Below are 16,625 nucleotides of genomic sequence, written 5' to 3'. Positions count from 1 at the left end.
CGAGAGGGTCGACGTCACGGTCCGTCCCGAGCCGGCCATGTCCACGGCCGATGTCAGCGAGGGCCAGCTTCGAGGCGCGCTCGGAACGCAGCAGTGGGCGTCGAATCAGGTTCAAGATCCGTCGCGCCGATCGCCTGCGGTTACGATCTGCGATTGGGGGTGAACGATATGAGCTCTACGCCCACGTTGAACGCGCGTGCGTCGGTGGGGTGGTTGCGGCGTTTCGCCCGCACGACCCCCGGCGTGGTCGGCCTGATCGCGGTCGTCGTCGCAGCCTGCTGCGTGATCGCCGGTGTCGTCGTCGGGGGTCAGCTCGACGGCCGGATCGCCGAACGCAACGCAGTTCTCGACCGTTCCGAGCCGTTCGCCTACTCGGCGCAGAAGCTCTACGCCGCACTGTCGGCCGCCGATGCGGCCGCCGCCACCGAGTACCTGTCCGGCGGGCTCGAGACGGCGGCGATGCGGTCGCGGTATCAACAAGCCCTGGCCGACGCGGCAGAGGCGCTGACCGATGCCACGTTGGGAGCCACCGACGGAGATACCCGCACCGCGTTGGCGCAGATATCGGCCGACCTCACTGCCTACACGGGGCAGGTCGAGGCCGCACGGGCCAACAACCGGCAGGGCTTCGCGGTCGGGGCTGCATACTTCCGCGAAGCGTCGTCCCTGATGCAGACCTCGATGCTTCCCGGCGCGGAGCGCATCTACACGGGAGGCCTGGCCGCGGTCGACGAGGATCAGCGCGCGGTGGGTGCCCTGCCGATCGTCGGGCTGGTGCTGCTCGCCATGGTGCTGGTGGTAATCGCGGCCGGTTCGCTGATCCTGATCGGCCGGACGAACCGGCAGTTCAACAGGGGTCTCGTCGGTGCGGCGGTCGTGGTGGTGCTGGTGATCGCGTGGATCGTGGTGGCCAACCGGTTCGCGGCAAGCAGCATCGAGCAGAGCCGAACCGACGGCACCGCGAAGTTCGAGAAGCTCGCGAACGCTCGTGTCATCGCCCAGAAGGCCAGGACGGATGAGACGCTGCAGCTGATCTCGCGCGGCGACGTCACGGCGGGGGAGAAGGCGTTCAACGACCACATCGGCCAGCTGTCCGCACTGCTCGACGAAGGCCCCGTTGCCGCCGCCGACGGGGTGCTCAATTGGACGGCGAGCCACCGCAAGCAGGTGGAGCTCTATCAGGGCGGCGACTATCCGGCCGCCGTCGTACAGGCAATCGGGGGCGATCCGGGCGGTTCGGCGGCGCAGTTCGCCGCCGTCGAATCCAGTCTCAGTGACGCGATCGAACAGACCCGCGCCACCTTGCGCGACGACGTGTCCGCGGCGGGAGCCCGGCTGGCGTGGAGTCCGACGGGCGCGCTGGTGTTGATGGTGATCGCCGCAGCGGCTGCCGTCGTCGGATTGTGGCCACGGCTCAAGGAGTTCCTGTGAAGGCGCGACTCGTGGTTGGGCTGGTCCTGCTCGCTCTCGTGGCGGCATGCGGGTCACCGGACTCGCCGCAGGCGGTCACGGTGTCACCGGTCAACGCCATGCCGGGTGGTGCGGAAGAAGTAACGGAGGCGCCCGCTGCGGGAAACGCGGACTGCGACAGGGAAGCGAGTCTGCGCCCGGGTCCGCTGCCGAGTCCGGGCGCCATGCCGCCCGGTTCGACGATGGCGGCCATCGTCGAGCGTGGACGACTCATCGTCGGCGTCGATCAGGCCACGAATCTGTTCGGCTCGCGGAACCCTGCCACGGGGGAGCTCGAGGGCTTCGACATCGACCTCGCCCGCGAGATCGCACGGCGCATCTTCGGCGATCCCAACCGGGTCGATCTTCGGGTGGTCACCGCGGCTCAACGGGAACCAGCGTTGCAGGAAGGTCAGGTGGACCTGGTGGTCCGCACCTACTCGATCACATGTGACCGCAAGGAGAAGGTCGCGTTCTCGACGCCCTACTACGTCGCGAAGCAGCGGATTCTCGCGGTGAAGGGTTCGGGAATCAGTTCTGCGGCAGATCTTTCCGGCAAGCGGGTGTGTGCGGTGAAGGGCACGACCTCGCTGTCGGCGTTGTACGCGCTCGATCCGAGGCCGACGCTCTATGGAGTGAGCCAGTGGACGGACTGTCTGGTCATGCTCCAGCAGGGTCAGGTCGACGCGATAAGCACCGACGACGTGGTGCTGTCCGGACTAGAGGCCCAGGACCAGAAGAACGTGGAGTTGGTGGGCGCCAGCATCGGTGACGAACCGTACGGCGTCGGCATCAAGCTGGAGAACGTCGACTTGGTGCGATTCGTCAACGGCGCCTTGGCGGAGATGCGCGAGGACGGGACGTGGGAGCGTCTGTACCAAGCCAACTTGCAGGAAGTCGCGCCCTCACCCGGCCCGCCGCCGGCGCGCTACCAGGATTGACGTCGATGTTGACCACAGAGGAAATCGACCGTGAACTGGAGTCGCGTACGAGGGAGATCGACGCCGCCTCGGCGACGCTGTTGGAGCTCGACAACCACCCGGGACTGCAGCACGTGCGTCGCTATCCGCCGACCGGCGTGACGCTGCAGAGGTGGAGTGCGGTGGAGAAGTCTCTCGACGAGTTGTGGCAGGACGTGGGGCGGATGACGTCGATCCTGGATTCGGCAAAGGCGGTGCGGGCGCGGCGGTCGAGGCTGGACGAGGACGACCGCGTCGAGTTGACGAGATGGCTGCGCGAACGTCCACTCGAGGTCTCCCGGGAGCGAATCCCTCTGGCGCAGAGGGAGATCACCGGGCCGGGTGAGGCCGTGGGTTATGTCGGTCTCGCCGACATGGCAGCGGGCATGCGCGATGCGTTCCCCGCAGTGGTCGAGTTCCTCGACGACGTCGACCGAGTGAACTCACTGATCGTGGACCGGCTCGCGCCGTTGCAGCAGAGACTCGACGACGCCGGCGCAGCCTTCCCCGCGGAGGTCGCCGAACTGCTGGCCGTGTCGGCAACGGACCCGCTATCCCTGACGACGCGCGACGTCGACGGGCGCATCCGCGTCATTGCCGACGAAGTCGAACGCCGGTCGGTCGAACTCGCCGAACTGGCGGCGCTGCGGGCGAATTGGTCCAGCGCCCTCGCGGAGACGGCGGCCCGACTCGATGCGTTGCGGCAAGGGTTCGACCGCATGGTGGAGGTCCGAGCCCGCGCCGTGCACGACGTGTTGTCCAGCCCGCTCCCCGTACACGAGGACGCCGAGCCGGACTTGCGAGCCCAGTTCGGTGCGATCACCACACCCGATCCACCTGCCCTTCGGTCGCTGCGACGGCGGATCGAGGCGGCGCTGCGTTGCGTTGCCGAGGACGAGGAGCTTGCGCAGGGGCTGCTCGACCGCCGCATCGAGCTGAAGGGGCGACTGACGGCATACCAGGCGAAGGCCGCCCGGCTCGATCTGGGTGAGGATCGAGACCTGTTGGCGTGCAGTCGGATCGCCTCCGGCCTGTTGCACCGGCAGCCATGCGACCTCCGCGCCGTCACCCGGGCGGTCGCGGACTACCAGCAATTGCTCGTCGAGAAGCAGGGGAGCGCGAAATGAGGTGCGCGGAACGGGGATGCGAGGGAACCGTCGTCGACGGCTACTGCGATGTCTGCGGCACGGCCCCACCACCGCCAGGCTCGGCGCCGTTGCCCGTATCCACCGCCGCAGCGAAGGTCACCGCGGCCAGTCGTCCGACCGCCCGATCGGCGGGAACGGCACGCACCGGTTCCTCGAGATCCTCCAGTGCACGCGGCCACCTCGGCGCCGGGGTCGTCACGATGCCGCGGGTTCCCAAGGGAGACCCGGCCGCGGCCATCCTGACCGATCCCAAGGTTCCGGAGGGCAGTCGGTTCTGCGGCAACACCGATTGCGGCAAGCCCGTCGGGCGCAGCGGCGACGGAAGCCCAGGGCGCGTCGAGGGCTTCTGCACACAGTGCGGGACGCGATACTCGTTCGTTCCCAAGCTGTCTCGCGGCGACATCGTCGGTGGCCAGTATGAGGTGCAGGGTGCCATCGCCCACGGTGGGCTCGGCTGGATCTACCTCGCCGTCGACCGCAACGTGCACAACCGCTGGGTGGTTCTCAAGGGCCTGATCAACTCCACCGACGCCGACGCCATGGCCGCCGCCGCCGCCGAGGTCCTCACGCTCTCGGAAGTGGAACACCCGAACATCGTCCGGATCTACAACTTCGTCGAGCACATGGATCCCGGCGCCGCCGCCCCGGTCGGCTACATCGTGATGGAGTACGTCGGCGGCACGTCGCTGAAGCAGATCCGCAAGGCCCGCAACGCCCCGCTTCCGCCCGACCAGGCCGTCGCCTACCTCGTCGAGATCGCACCCGCCGTCGCCTACCTCCACACGTTGGGTCTCGCCTACTGCGACTTCAAGCCGGACAACGTGATGCAAACCGATGAACAGCTCAAGCTGATCGACCTTGGAGCGGTCATCGCCATGGATGACGAGGAGAGCGCGATCTTCGGGACCGCCGGCTATCAGGCGCCGGAGATCGCGCAGACCGGGCCCACCGTCGCCAGCGACGTCTACACCGTCGGTCGCACCCTCGCCGTTCTCGTCATGGACGTGCCGCAGGAACACGGACGCTTCGTCGACCAGCTGCCGGGGCCCGCCACGGTGCCGGCGCTCGCGAAGCACGAATCGTTGTACCGCGCGATCCTTCGCGCCACCGATCCCGACCCGGCGCGTCGCTTCGCGTCGATGGAGGAGATGGCCGATCAACTGACCGGGGTGTTGCACGAGATCGCTTCTGCCGAAACCAATGTCGCGCAGCCGCGGATGTCGACCTATTTCAGCCCGCAACGCGAGGTCTACGGTGCGGGCCGGGACGTGCCGGTGAAGCCGTCACGCGTGATCGCCGCGCTGCCGGTCCCCGTGGTCGACCCGACGGACCCGGGTGCCGCCGTGCTCGCGACGACCAGCGGTACGCCGCCTGCGCAACTCGAGCAGGCGCTGAACCTGGCCCGCGGCGGAGCCGACCAGCTCATGGGCGCCGCGGTCGAGATCCCGTTGCGACTGGTCCGTGCATCACTCGAGCTTGGCGCCTCGAAGGACGCCCGCACGCGCCTCGCCGAGCTGGAGTCGGTGATACCCGGAGACTGGCGACTGCTGTGGTACAGCGGGCAGTGCGCGCTGATCGAGTGTGAATTCGACCGCGCCGCAGCCGATTTCGACACGGTTCTGGCTACGTTGCCAGGGGAGCTGGCTCCCAAGCTGGCTATCGCGGCGACGGCCGAGCTTCGTGACGCACGTGACGATGCGATGCGCTATTACGAGACGGTGTGGCGCACGGATCGCAGCTATGTCAGCGCCGCCTTCGGGCTGGCCAGGCAGCGGGAGCGAGCGGGAGACCGCACCGGTGCGATAGCGGCGTTGGACCAGATCCCGGCGGCGTCAGCGCACTTCACCGATGCCGGGGCCACCGGGATCGAGATCCTGCTCGAAGGACGAACATCCGACAACCTCGACGAGCAGACGTTGCTCGACGCCGACAAGCGGGCCGGCGCGCTCACCCTGGAGTCCGCCGCCAAGCGGGCGACCGTCCGGCTGCGGGTATTGGGGGCGGCGTTGGGCTGGCTACGGGCAGGCCACCAGACCAAGACCCCGCGCCTGCTCGGTGCCGACTTCGACGAGCCCGGTGTCCGCTCGGGGATGGAACGCTGCTACCGCGAACTGGCCCACGAGACGACGGGCACGTGGGAACGCATCGAGTTGGTGGAGAAGGCGAATGCGATCAGGCCGAGGACACGGGTATGACGGGTGAGCAGGCTGCGTGCCCGAAATGCGCTGCGGTGGTTGATCAATCGGACCGGTTCTGTGAGACTTGCGGCGGACCCCTCTTCGAAGTGCCGAAGCCAGCGGTGAGCCGCGTCGCGATACCGCGGACGGGGCAGATCGTCGAGGGGCCGTGCGTCGACTGCGGCAACGATGCCTTCTCCGACGGGTACTGCACCGGATGCGGCCATCGGCGCGCCGAGCCCGACCGCGACGAGGCCGTCCTCGGCGTGATGGCGCTCGTCACCGACCGCGGTCTGCACCATGCTCGCAACGAGGACGCCGCCGCGGCGGGAATGGTGACCGGCGTCCCGGGACGGCAATACGCCCTCGCCGTCACCGTGTGCGACGGGGTGTCCACCTCGGGTGAACCACAGATGGCTGCCGTCGCCGCGTCGAAGGCAGGATTGGAGGGAATGCTCACGGCACTCGCCATTTCCAGTACGACACGCGCGGCGGTGTTGGCCGGACTGGCAGAGGCGACGAAGGCAGCGGCTGAGGCTGGGACGGGAGTGGACCCGGCGAATGCGCCGTCCTGTACCTACACCGCTGCCGCCCTCGTGCCGAATCCCAAGGGGACGGTGGAGATCACGGTGGGCAGCGTCGGGGACAGCAGGGCCTACTGGCTGCCCCACCCGCCGGAACTCCAGCAACAGTTGACGGTCGACGACTCGGTGGCGCAGGAACTGATGACTGCCGGTGCCGCGGCGAACTCGGAGTTCGTGCTGCGCGGTGCGCATACCATCACCCGCTGGCTCGGCGCTGACTCCGAGGCGAAGCCGTGGTCGGATTCGAGCGTGCAGACGATCACGGCCGTCGGGCCGGGTTCGCTGTTGTTGTGTTCGGACGGACTGTGGAACTACCTGCCGGACGCCGCGGACATCGCGCGGTTCTGTTCAGGGGTCGAGCCGGCGGCGGCGGCGCGTGCGCTCACTGAACACGCCTTGCAGGCCGGCGGTGAGGACAACATCACCGTCGCAGTGATCCCGATTGGAGGACCTACATGAGTTCAACGGAGCAGCAGGGCATTTCGGTTGACGTCGACCACAATCCCTATCTTCCAGAAGGGTCCGGCACGGTCGATGCGATCGTCAGCATCACCGTCGGCAGCGACGTCGCGGTGGCGGCCACGCCGACGGAACGCGTCGAGGCGATCATCATCGACTGTTCGACGTCGATGCTGAAGCCGGCGGGCAAGTTCGATGCCGCCAAACGCGCCACGGCCGCTGCCATCGACGAGCTCAGCGACGGCACGTACTTCATCATCGTGGCCGGAACCGGGCAGGCCGCCGCCGTCTATCCCGCCGAGGGAGTGCCGACGCGGGCGAGCGCGTCGACCAAGGCCAAGGCGGCGCGGGCGGTCGACGGGCTGCGGCCCAATGGCGGAACGGCGATGGGTACCTGGCTTGCGTATGTCCGCGACATCGTCGGGCGATACCCGGGGGCGCTCACCCATGCGATCCTGCTCACCGACGGCAAGGACGAGCACGAAACGCCCGAACAGCTGCAGCAGGAAATCGCCCTCAGCGTGGGCCGATTCACCTGCGACTGCCGTGGCGTGGGCACCGCGTGGCGCGTCGACGAACTGCGCTCGATCTCGTCCGCATTGATGGGGACCGTGGACATCGTCGCCGATCCCGAAGACCTCGCAGCAGACTTCGCGGCGATGATGCGGACGTCGATGGGCAAGTCGATCCCGGATCTGATCCTGCGGCTGTGGACTCCGGCCGGCGCCACCGTCGAGTTCGTCAAACAGGTCGCACCGACCGTCGAGGATCTGACTCACCGTCGCGTGGAAGCGGGCACTCAGCTGGCGGAGTACCCGCTGGGCTCCTGGGGCGCCGAGGACCGCGACTACCACCTTCAGGTCGCGGTCGATCCAGCGGTGTCGGGCAAGGAGAAGTTGGCCGCCCGAGTCAGTGTCGTTGCCGGCGAGGAGATTCTGGGCCAGGGTCTCGTCAACGCGGTGTGGACCGCCGACACGGCGCTGTCGGCGAGGATCAACCGCCGGGTGGCGCACTACACGGGTCAGGCAGAACTGGCGGAAGCGGTCCAGGACGGGTTGGCCGCGCGCAGGGACGGGGACGTGGCGACCGCGACCGCGAAACTGCAGCGGGCCATGGAACTTGCCGTGGAATCGGGCAACGACGACAAGGTCGCGGAGCTCGGCAAGGTCATCGAGGTCGACGAGCGCTCGGGAACGGCTCGTCTCAAGCGTGAGGTGGCGGCTGCCGACGAGATGGCCCTCGACGCCCGCTCGACGAAGACCGCTCGGGTACGGAAGGAGAAGCAGGCCTGATGCCGATCTGCCCAGAGGGACACACCTCGACCGCCGAAGACTATTGCGACGTGTGCGGGGCCTCGATCGGAGCTTCCGCCGCGGGAGCCGCTGAGTCGCCCGTGACCGCAGCGAAGGCGTGCCCGGCGTGCGGGGCGTCGGTCAGCGGGCGCTTCTGTGAAACGTGTGGTCACGATTCCGCGCTGCCCGCGCCCGCCACGCCCGTGCAGACCCCTGTGGTGTGGACCGCGGTCGTGACGGCCGATCGGGCGTTCTACGAGCGCGTCATCGCTCGCGGTGGCCCCGACACCGTCGACTTCCCCCAGTTCTTCCCCGAACGCCACATCACCCTGCAGCGCGACGCCGCGTTGATCGGGAGGCACAACCGCGATCAGGGCGTGGCGCCCGAGATCGACCTCGGCCTTCAGCCCGCCGACCGCGGTGTGTCCACACAGCACGCGGTGCTGCGGGTCCGTGACACCGGGCCCACCATCACCGACCTCGGATCCACCAACGGAACCAGCCTCAACGACAGCGAGGACCTCCTGGCAAACGGCGAGGAGACGCCGCTCGCCGACGGTGACCGAATCCACGTCGGCGCATGGACGACGATCAAAATCGAAAGAGACCCCTAATTTACGCATCCGACTGTTCTGAGCAGTTTTTAGGCCCAGACTGTCGGTAGGTCCGTGAATTGGGGGCACTGTGACCGAGCCGAACGATCGGACGTCGCGCACGTCGAGACAATCGTTTCAACTTCACCAGGAGCTAAAGGACGCCCGGAACCAGTCCTTGGCCAGCCGCGAGATCCTCGCGGCTCTCGGTAGGGATGCGGCCAATCCCGGGGCCGTGCTCGACGCCGTCGTGGAGTTCGCCGCACGACTGTGCGGGGCGAAGGCCGCCCAGCTCTTTCTCGCCGACGGCGACGTGTTCCGCGTCTCGGGAGTCTCCGGCGACACCCCGGATGAGTACCGCGCATACCTGGTGGACCACCCGATCGCCAGGGACCGTTCGTCGATGGTCGGGCGGGCGGCCGAGGACAAGTGCACCAATCAGATCGCCGACGTGCTCAGCGACACCGAATACGGACGCACAGACCTCCAGACGCGGACCGGCTTCCGCACCCTTCTCTCCACGCCGATGCTCCTGGAGGACGAGGTCGTCGGTGTGCTGTCCATGTGGCGCACGGATGTCGCGCCCTTCAACGAACAGGAGCGCGAACGCCTCGAGGAGTTTGCCGCTCAGGGTGCACTCGCGTTGCGTCAGGCCAACCTGATGAGCGCACTCAAGGCCAGGCAAGCCGAACTGTCGAGCAAGGTCGAGCAGTTGGAGGCGCTGCGGGAGGTGGGTGAGGCCATCGGCTCGAGCCTCGACCTCGACGTGGTCTTGGACCAGATCGTCAGCAACGCGGTGCGGCTCACCAACCTCGGCTTCGGAGACATCACCCTGAGAACCGATGGCGGCTCGATTCTGGAGTACGACGATTCCAGCGAATCATTTTACGTACGTTCGGTTTTCGGTAGGAGTAGTGGGCTTCTCGAGGAGCTGCGGTCGATCACGATCGACCGGGGGTCGACGTTGGTGGGCCGCAGCGTCATGGCGCATCGGCCTCTCGAAGTTCCCGATCTGGCCCGCGCGGAGCGCGACCCCCACCTGGAGATTCTGTTCCGGGACGGGTGGCGGTCGGTTCTCGCGGTACCGATGTTGCGCGGCGCTTCGATGGTGGGCGTGTTGGTGATCGGGCGACGGGGCACGGGCAGTTTCCCTCCCGACGTCATCAAGTTGCTCGAGACCTTCGCCAGCCAGTCGGCCCTGGCCATCGTCAACGCCCGCCTGTTTCGAGAGCTGGAGATCGCCAGCCACCACAAGTCGGAATTCCTCGCGAGCATGTCGCACGAACTGCGGACCCCGTTGAACGCGGTCATCGGCTTCTCGAAGGTGCTGTTGGATAGGACGTTTGGTGAGATCAATGATCGCCAAGACGGTTATCTGCGCGACATCTGGAACTCCGGCAGGCACCTCCTCGAACTGCTCAACGAGATCTTGGACCTGTCGAAGGTCGAGAGGGGTCAGATGGACCTCGAGCCCAGCAGCTTCGGAGTCGCGAGCACGCTCGATTCCACGTTGACCATGGTCCGCGAGCGGGCGAACCAGCACGCCATCGCCGTCACCGTCGAGATCGCCGCCGACGTCGGCGTGGTCGCCGCCGACGAACTCCGCCTCAAGCAGGTGTTGCTCAACCTGACGTCCAATGCCGTCAAGTTCACCCCGGACGGTGGCAGCGTCGGCGTCCGGGTCTGGCGTGAGGCAGCCGACCTGATGGTCACCGTGACCGACACCGGCATCGGAGTGCCCCCCGAGGATCGGGAACGGATCTTCGAAACCTTTCAGCAGGGTGGGCGTCGTGGTGCTCAAGAGGAGGGCACCGGTCTAGGACTGACGCTGTCGCGACGCATCGTCGAGCTGTTCGGTGGCCGGATGTGGCTGGAGAGCGCGGTGGGTTCCGGAAGTACGTTCGGCTTCTCGGTCCCAGTTCGGTTCGAGGACGGCGGCGACGAGGTCGCGGCCCGAGGCCGCGAGTTTCCCGTCCTTGTCGTGGTGGACGACGACCGGGCGTCGCTGGACCTCATGTCGGCCTACCTGGACGGTTCACCCACCCAAGTGGTTCGGTGCCGGGACGGCGTCGAGGCACTCGACATGGTTCGCCGAGTGCTGCCTACCGCTGTCGTGCTCGACATCCGGTTGCCTCGCCTCGACGGGTGGCAGGTGCTGGCCGAGCTCAAGGCGGACCCGGCGACTGCCGCGATCCCCGTGATCATCACCTCCGTCGTCGACGATCGGTCCAAGGGTCTGACGCTCGGAGCGGAGTCGTACCTGCTCAAGCCGGTTCGTCGGGACGAGTTGGTCGATGCGCTTCGTCGGGTGGGGGCGGCGTGATGGACATCTTCGCAACCGTGTTGGCCGTGGACGACCAGCCGGCCAACCTGAGGCTCCTCGATGCGGTCCTGACACCGCGCGGCTATCGCGTCCTCACCGCGTCGTCGGGACCGGATGCGCTGGCATTGCTCGAGTCCGGCGACGTCGACCTGGTCCTGCTCGACGTGGTCATGCCGGACATGGACGGGTACGAAGTCTGCCGCCGGATCCGAGCGACGCCTGCGACGGAGTTCCTTCCGGTCGTGATGATCACGGCCAGCGGTAGCGAGCAACGCCTCGCCGCCCTCGAAGCGGGGGTCGACGACTTCATCCCGAAACCCTTCGACCAGAGCGAGTTACTGGCCCGCGTGGCGTCGCTGGCGCGGATCAAGCGTTATCACGACACGATCCTGAGACAGGCCGACGAGCTCGCGCAGTGGAACACGGAGCTCGAGAACCGGGTCGCGCAACAGGTGGACGAGCTGGAACGGGCCGGCCGTCTGCGCCGCTTCCTGTCGCCTCAACTGGCCGACCTGGTCGTCGGCGACGAGAACCTCCTGCAGAGCCATCGGCGTGAGATCGTGGTCGTCTTCTGCGATCTGCGGAACTTCACGCCCTTCGCGGAGGCGAGCGAGCCCGAAGAGGTGATGGGTGTGCTCGCCGAGTATCACCGCGCCATCGGAGGCCTGGTGCACGAGTACGGAGCCACCCTCGAGCGGTTCACCGGCGATGGGATCATGGCGTTCTTCAACGATCCGGTCCTGCAGGAAGACGCCGCCGAGCGGGCCGTTCGGATGTCGATCGGCATCCGGGACGCTGTGAAAGAGCTTGCCGGGCAATGGCTTCGAAAGGGCCACGACCTTGCCCTCGGCATCGGCATCGCGCAGGGCTTCGCGACGCTCGGCAGGATCGGCTTCGAGGACCGTTTCGACTACTCCGCGATCGGCAGCGTCACCAATCTGTCGGCCCGGCTGTGCGGAGATGCCGGTCCGTGGCAGGTGCTCGTCACCGATCGCGTGCTGGCCGCCACCGAGCACGTCGCGGTTTCGGAACGGGTCGGCGACCTCAAGCCCAAGGGATTCAGCCGCTCGGTGCGGGTCCACGACATCACGGCACTCAAGGAAGGTTAGGCGAGGACATGACAAAGAAGCTGTCGGAGCTCGACGAAGACGAGCGATACCGCGTCTTCGACAGTCTCCAACTGTCGATGCCCGCAGTGTGGGCATCGATGCAGCGTGGGTTCGACGACGAATCGGTGGTGGTGGTGCCGTCGGTCAGCATGGACGGGCCGAGCTCCAGGAGCGGCACCGTCATGCAGGCGCTCGAGGAGCGGGCGCTCTTCCTGCTGTTGCTGCTCCGCCAACCACGGCTGCGGATGATCTACGTGACCTCGCAGCCGGTGTCGGAAGCCACCATCGAGTACTACCTCGGTCTGCTCCCCGGCGTGATACCGAGCCATGCCAGGGCCCGCCTCACCCTGGTGCCCGTCGGCGACGCGTCCTCGGCGTCGCTCAGCTCGAAGTTGCTGGCGCGACCACGGCTGCTGCGCACGATACGGTCCCTGATTCCCAACCCGGCCAAGAGTCACCTGATCCCATACAACACGACACCGCTCGAACGCGATGTGGCGCTCAGCCTCGGCATCCCCATGTACGGTGCCGATCCCCGGCTCGAAGAACTCGGCACCAAGACCGGCTGCCGCAGGATGTTCGACGAGCTCGGCGTGCAATGCCCGGTCGGGGCGGAGGACCTCCACACGCTTGACGACATCGTGGCCAGCGTGAAGAGCATGCGCGTGAAACGGCCCACGCTCGATCAGGCGATCGTGAAACTCAACGACGGCGTCTCGGGATCCGGCAACGCGCTGGTCGATCTGCACGGGCTGCCGCCCTCCGGCTCGCCGGACGAGGCGGCCGCGATCAAGGAGCGACTACTCGGCATGCAGCTGGAGTCCGAGAAGCTCACTCTCGACGTCTATCTGGCCGCCTTCGAGGAGCACGGCGGCATCGTCGAGGAGCGCATCACCGGCGTCACGCTAACCAGTCCGAGCGTGCAGATGCGGGCACTGCCCGACGGCACCGTCGAACTGCTGTCCACCCACGACCAGCTGCTCGGCGGTGCGAGCGGTCAGAAGTACCTCGGGTGTGTGTTCCCGGCGGACCCCGGCTATGCCGCGATGATCGCCGAGCCGGCGATGGTGATCGGACGACACCTCGCGAAGCTCGGCGTCCTGGGGCGGTTCGCGGTGGACTTCGTCACCGTGCAGGACGAGAGCGGCGGATGGACGCCCTATGCCATCGAGCTGAACCTCCGAAAGGGCGGGACCACCCATCCGTTCCTCACCTTGCAGTTTCTCACCGACGGAAGCTACGACGGTGAGCGCGGGGTCTTCCTGACGCCAAGCGGCAGCAGGAAGTACCTTGTCGCGACCGATCACTTCGAGGATGACCGGCTCAAGGCACTGACCGTCGCGGATCTCTTCGACATCGTCGTCAACGAAGGTCTTCACTTCGACCAGGCCCGTCGTACCGGCGTGGTGTTTCACATGATCAACTGCCTCACCGAGTGTGGCCGCGTCGGTCTGACCGCCGTCGGCGACGACCCCGAGGATGCCCAGCGGATCTACGAGCAGGTGCAGTCCGTCCTGCTTCACGAGGCGGACGTCGCCCTCGAGGAAGGGTCCGTGATCGGTTGAGCCCACGCCCGCGGCGGCACCCGTGTGCATGATCAGTAACCTGGTGCAGATGTCGACCGGGTACCCGCACACCGTGGATCGCGCGGGATTCATTCCGCGGCTTCGATAGTGGAACTCAACGACCGGGTCTACCGGTTACTGCGGCCCCTGATCAAGGTTCTTTCCCTGCGGGGCATCGTCGTGGTCGCCGCGTTGGCGGTGATCATCCTGGTCATCGTCCTGGGCACCTGGGTGTGGGTCGGCGTCACCGATGACCAGTACAGTCAGCTCGACCGTCGGCTCGACTCGGTGAGCAGCCTCGGTGACGTGAGCAATCTGCTGAACAGCTCACCCGCTGCCGACGCACGCCAGCCGATGCCGGACGGCAACGTGGTCCGGACCGCACGGATCGGCGGTGTCACCGTCTCCGTGCCGAGCAACGTCGTCCTTCCCGAACTCGCCAACGGCTACGCCACCACCGAGATCGACGGTGTGCAGTACCGGGTGCGCACCTTCGCTGCTGGTCCCGGCTCGATCGCGCTTGGTGCGCCGCTGGCCGAGACGCAGCACCGGATCGACGAGCTTCACCTACGCGTGCTGCTGATCTGCAGCGGAGTCATCGCCGGCACCGTGCTGGTCGGCTGGGTGATCTCGCTGCTCATGATCGTTCCCTTCCGCCTGCTGGCCCAGCAGGCCCGCGCGATCAACGCCCAGTCCATGCCCGACGAGGTCCAGGTTCGCGGCGTGCGGGAGGCCGTCGAGATCGCCGAGGCCGTCGAAGGCATGCTCGCCCGCATCGGCACGGAGCAGCAGCGCACCAGGGCCGCGCTGGAATCCGCCCGCGACTTCGCCGCCGTCGCGTCCCACGAGCTGCGCACCCCGCTGACCGCCATGCGCACCAACCTCGAGGTGCTGTCCACGCTGGACCTGGCCCCCGAGCAGCGTGACGAAGTGATCGGCGACGTCGTGCGGACCCAGGGCAGGATCGAGGCGACGCTGACTGCGTTGGAGCGGCTCGCGCAAGGGGAGCTCACGACCGCCGACGACTTCGTCGCATTCGACGTAACCGAGTTACTCGACCGTGCCGCGCACGACGCCCTGCGCATCTATCCCGGCCTGCACGTCACCCTGTCGCCGTCGCCGTCGAAGCTGATCGTCGGGCTACCGGCGGGGCTGCGGTTGGTGATCGACAACGCCATCGCGAACGCCGTCAAACATGGTGGCGCCTCGGAGATACGGCTGAGCGTGGTGAGTTCGGTTGCCGGCGTGGAGATTGCGGTCGACGACAATGGCGCAGGCGTGCCGGAGGACGAGCGGGCCGCAGTGTTCGGGCGTTTCGCCCGCGGTACGACGGCGTCGCGGTCGGGCTCCGGGCTGGGTCTGGCACTGGTCGCTCAGCAGGCCGAACTGCACGGCGGCTCGGCGCAGCTCGACGTCAGTCCCTTGGGCGGCGCCCGACTGCTGCTCCGGCTACCCAGCCAGGAGCCGAAATGGGATGGCACGCTTACGTCTTCGCCGGGATGACCACCCCCGCGAGCGTGCGTGTCTGCGGGCGACACGCCGGACGAAATTCGCACTTTGCGCACGCTCGGCAATGACTTTGGTCGCGCCGGATCGTGAAGCGCGTCGTCCATCGCACTAGTGACTTCCGGCCCTTTTTCAGGCGATGCGTTGGTGCTGAAATCGAGTCGCAACGCCGACCGGAAAAGAGCCGTGGCACTGACGCCACTGTCGAGACGGTCTCGGAGTCCCTGCTAGCGGCTCCGGGGCCGTCGCCCGTCGACGCTACTGTCTCTCGAACCGGCCGGTTTTCTCGGCGAGTCCTATTCGGTACACCGTCGCATGAACCTGATTCGTGCCGCCATGCGCCGCATGCGCGGCGACTGAACCGGGCGCGAGCAGTGGCACGATGCGATCTACGAGGAGGTCCATACCCCGTTCAGCGGCCGTGCCACTGAGCATCTCCACCGCGCCCCAGGCGATCACCGACCGCCAGTTGGACAGGTCCGCTACGTCTTCGACCTCGAAACAGACTTCTGGGGTTCGTTGCAGCGCAGCCATCTTCATGCCCGCCATCGAATGGCCGTAGACGTGGTTGTCGGCGTACGCGTAACACACGGGCACCACGTACGGGCGGCCGTCGTGAACCAAGCCGAGACGTCCGATCGTACCCTTGGTCAGAACATCCTCGACTTCGGCCGGACTCAACACTCCGAGCATGACGGGCCACCTTCTCGGCTACCCCGTAACGGAGTCACCGGCTGGTGGGTCACCTCTTCGATGTCATCGGCCGTGGCACCCAGAAGTTGTTTCGAAAGATCAGCCAAAGCGCGGGCAACGGCCAGTTCATCCCCGATGCCCGGGACGTATTGGTCGGCAGGATTGAGGCGGGCCGAGCCGGTGCCGACCGTCTCCTTGCGCTCGCCGCGGAGATGAGCGAGGCCGATACCGACCGCGTCCTTGCGCCGGCCGCGTAGACGAGCGGTGGCACGCGTCGTTCCATCGTGTTCGTCGACCGATACCCATACCGTCCAGTTCTTGGCGACGTGACGTGCGTCTTTTGCAGTCATCGCTCCATCCTGTTCGGGTCCGCGCCACGAATCTGAATCGCGGGAACCGTCAGTGGTGCACCGCGCCCCGCTGGACGCGAGGTGCGGCGCCCGTTTACTGCTCTTCGCTGTCCGACTTGGTCAAGGCGCGGTCCGCGGTCTGCACGATGCTGCGGTTGAACTTGTACTGGGCGGTGACGAGCTGATCAGCCAATTCGATTGCGGCGTCGACGATCTTCTTGCGTAGCGGTTGCACGGACTCGGGAATGGCCTCATCGACTGTGTGGCGGAACTTGCGCAAAGCCTCGCTTGCTGCGTGCTGTCCAGCCCTGGCCGATTCGCGCACCTCGTCTGCGAGGTCCGCTACTCGGGTTGTTGCGATGTCCGTCTTCGTGGGGTCCGTCATTGGTCAAATGTCCCTTCTTCGTTGTGGTCGCCT

The 16,625-nt window shown here is 67.0% G+C and carries 15 protein-coding genes; 11 read left to right on the top strand and 4 right to left on the bottom strand.

The window, feature by feature from the left end; translation table 11 throughout:
* The first annotated feature begins 168 nt into the window (after window positions 1-168).
* From VET27_RS14470 to VET27_RS14460, 3 genes are read left to right on the top strand one after another with little or no spacing between them, the layout of a single operon-like run.
* Complete coding sequence (locus VET27_RS14470; protein ID WP_526519223.1) at window positions 169-1,431, top strand: GlnX family signal transduction membrane protein; 1,263 nt, start codon at window positions 169-171, stop codon at window positions 1,429-1,431.
* Window positions 1,428-2,390 (top strand): glutamate ABC transporter substrate-binding protein, encoded by a 963-nt coding sequence (locus VET27_RS14465; protein ID WP_526519221.1) that lies wholly within the window; start codon window positions 1,428-1,430, stop codon window positions 2,388-2,390. The genes VET27_RS14470 and VET27_RS14465 overlap by 4 nt, the downstream gene beginning before the upstream one ends.
* A gap of 5 nt (window positions 2,391-2,395) precedes the next feature.
* A complete protein-coding gene (locus VET27_RS14460) occupies window positions 2,396-3,535 on the top strand; it encodes a hypothetical protein (protein ID WP_526519219.1) in 1,140 nt (379 codons plus the stop codon).
* A 40-nt stretch (window positions 3,536-3,575) separates the two neighbouring features.
* Here VET27_RS14460 and VET27_RS14455 read toward each other — a convergent pair whose 3' ends face one another.
* Entirely contained in the window at window positions 3,576-3,755 is a 180-nt protein-coding gene (locus tag VET27_RS14455) for a hypothetical protein (RefSeq protein ID WP_526519217.1), read from the bottom strand.
* Between the two features lies 1 nt (window position 3,756).
* Here VET27_RS14455 and VET27_RS14450 point away from each other — a divergent pair, with 1 nt between their 5' ends.
* The 8 genes from VET27_RS14450 to VET27_RS14415 all read left to right on the top strand — a co-directional run bounded on the left by VET27_RS14450 (window position 3,757) and on the right by VET27_RS14415 (window position 15,161).
* Window positions 3,757-5,751, top strand: coding sequence for a tetratricopeptide repeat protein (locus VET27_RS14450; RefSeq protein ID WP_526519215.1), 1,995 nt, complete (start codon window positions 3,757-3,759; stop codon window positions 5,749-5,751).
* Window positions 5,752-5,840: 89 nt separating this feature from the next.
* Window positions 5,841-6,776, top strand: coding sequence for a PP2C family protein-serine/threonine phosphatase (locus tag VET27_RS14445; RefSeq protein WP_526519213.1), 936 nt, complete (start codon window positions 5,841-5,843; stop codon window positions 6,774-6,776).
* A complete protein-coding gene (locus tag VET27_RS14440) occupies window positions 6,773-8,068 on the top strand; it encodes a vWA domain-containing protein (protein WP_526519211.1) in 1,296 nt (431 codons plus the stop codon). The genes VET27_RS14445 and VET27_RS14440 overlap by 4 nt, the downstream gene beginning before the upstream one ends.
* A 101-nt stretch (window positions 8,069-8,169) precedes the next feature.
* Window positions 8,170-8,682 carry an FHA domain-containing protein gene (locus VET27_RS14435; protein ID WP_526519209.1) on the top strand — a complete coding sequence of 171 codons (513 nt, stop codon included), beginning with the start codon at window positions 8,170-8,172 and terminating at the stop codon, window positions 8,680-8,682.
* Window positions 8,683-8,839: 157 nt separating this feature from the next.
* Window positions 8,840-10,984 carry a hybrid sensor histidine kinase/response regulator gene (locus VET27_RS14430; RefSeq protein ID WP_526519207.1) on the top strand — a complete coding sequence of 715 codons (2,145 nt, stop codon included), beginning with the start codon at window positions 8,840-8,842 and terminating at the stop codon, window positions 10,982-10,984.
* Window positions 10,984-12,093 carry an adenylate/guanylate cyclase domain-containing protein gene (locus VET27_RS14425; RefSeq protein WP_526519204.1) on the top strand — a complete coding sequence of 370 codons (1,110 nt, stop codon included), beginning with the start codon at window positions 10,984-10,986 and terminating at the stop codon, window positions 12,091-12,093. The genes VET27_RS14430 and VET27_RS14425 overlap by 1 nt, the downstream gene beginning before the upstream one ends.
* An 8-nt stretch (window positions 12,094-12,101) precedes the next feature.
* Window positions 12,102-13,658: a peptide ligase PGM1-related protein gene (locus VET27_RS14420; RefSeq protein WP_526519202.1), complete on the top strand. Its 1,557-nt coding sequence runs from the start codon at window positions 12,102-12,104 to the stop codon at window positions 13,656-13,658.
* A gap of 150 nt (window positions 13,659-13,808) precedes the next feature.
* Complete coding sequence (locus VET27_RS14415; RefSeq protein ID WP_526519285.1) at window positions 13,809-15,161, top strand: sensor histidine kinase; 1,353 nt, start codon at window positions 13,809-13,811, stop codon at window positions 15,159-15,161.
* 261 nt (window positions 15,162-15,422) lie between these two features.
* On the opposite strand, the gene VET27_RS14410 is transcribed toward VET27_RS14415, so the two are convergent.
* The 3 genes from VET27_RS14410 to VET27_RS14400 all read right to left on the bottom strand — a co-directional run bounded on the left by VET27_RS14410 (window position 15,423) and on the right by VET27_RS14400 (window position 16,592).
* The gene (locus VET27_RS14410; RefSeq protein ID WP_526519200.1) at window positions 15,423-15,857 is read right to left on the bottom strand and encodes a pyridoxamine 5'-phosphate oxidase family protein; all 435 of its coding nucleotides are present in this window, start codon (window positions 15,855-15,857) and stop codon (window positions 15,423-15,425) included.
* Entirely contained in the window at window positions 15,842-16,207 is a 366-nt protein-coding gene (locus VET27_RS14405; protein WP_526519198.1) for a dsRBD fold-containing protein, read from the bottom strand. The genes VET27_RS14410 and VET27_RS14405 overlap by 16 nt, the downstream gene beginning before the upstream one ends.
* A gap of 94 nt (window positions 16,208-16,301) precedes the next feature.
* A complete protein-coding gene (locus VET27_RS14400) occupies window positions 16,302-16,592 on the bottom strand; it encodes a hypothetical protein (RefSeq protein ID WP_526519196.1) in 291 nt (96 codons plus the stop codon).
* Between the last annotated feature and the right edge of the window lie 33 nt (window positions 16,593-16,625).

Source organism: Mycobacterium sp., assembly GCF_035633495.1.
GTDB lineage: Bacteria > Actinomycetota > Actinomycetes > Mycobacteriales > Mycobacteriaceae > Mycobacterium.
Note: the sequence above shows the minus strand (reverse complement) of the source record. Positions and strands in the feature narration are given on the sequence as shown.

Bases quoted from the DNA above. Each gene is read 5' to 3' on its own strand.
- VET27_RS14470 (WP_526519223.1), top strand. From the start codon at position 169: ATGAGCTCTACGCCCACGTTGAACGCGCGTGCGTCGGTGGGGTGGTTG.
- VET27_RS14460 (WP_526519219.1), top strand. From the start codon at position 2,396: ATGTTGACCACAGAGGAAATCGACCGTGAACTGGAGTCGCGTACGAGG.
- VET27_RS14450 (WP_526519215.1), top strand. From the start codon at position 3,757: ATGCCGCGGGTTCCCAAGGGAGACCCGGCCGCGGCCATCCTGACCGAT.
- VET27_RS14440 (WP_526519211.1), top strand. From the start codon at position 6,773: ATGAGTTCAACGGAGCAGCAGGGCATTTCGGTTGACGTCGACCACAAT.
- VET27_RS14425 (WP_526519204.1), top strand. From the start codon at position 10,984: ATGGACATCTTCGCAACCGTGTTGGCCGTGGACGACCAGCCGGCCAAC.
- VET27_RS14420 (WP_526519202.1), top strand. From the start codon at position 12,102: ATGACAAAGAAGCTGTCGGAGCTCGACGAAGACGAGCGATACCGCGTC.
- VET27_RS14410 (WP_526519200.1), bottom strand. From the start codon at position 15,857: ATGCTCGGAGTGTTGAGTCCGGCCGAAGTCGAGGATGTTCTGACCAAG.
- VET27_RS14405 (WP_526519198.1), bottom strand. From the start codon at position 16,207: ATGACTGCAAAAGACGCACGTCACGTCGCCAAGAACTGGACGGTATGG.
- VET27_RS14400 (WP_526519196.1), bottom strand. From the start codon at position 16,592: ATGACGGACCCCACGAAGACGGACATCGCAACAACCCGAGTAGCGGAC.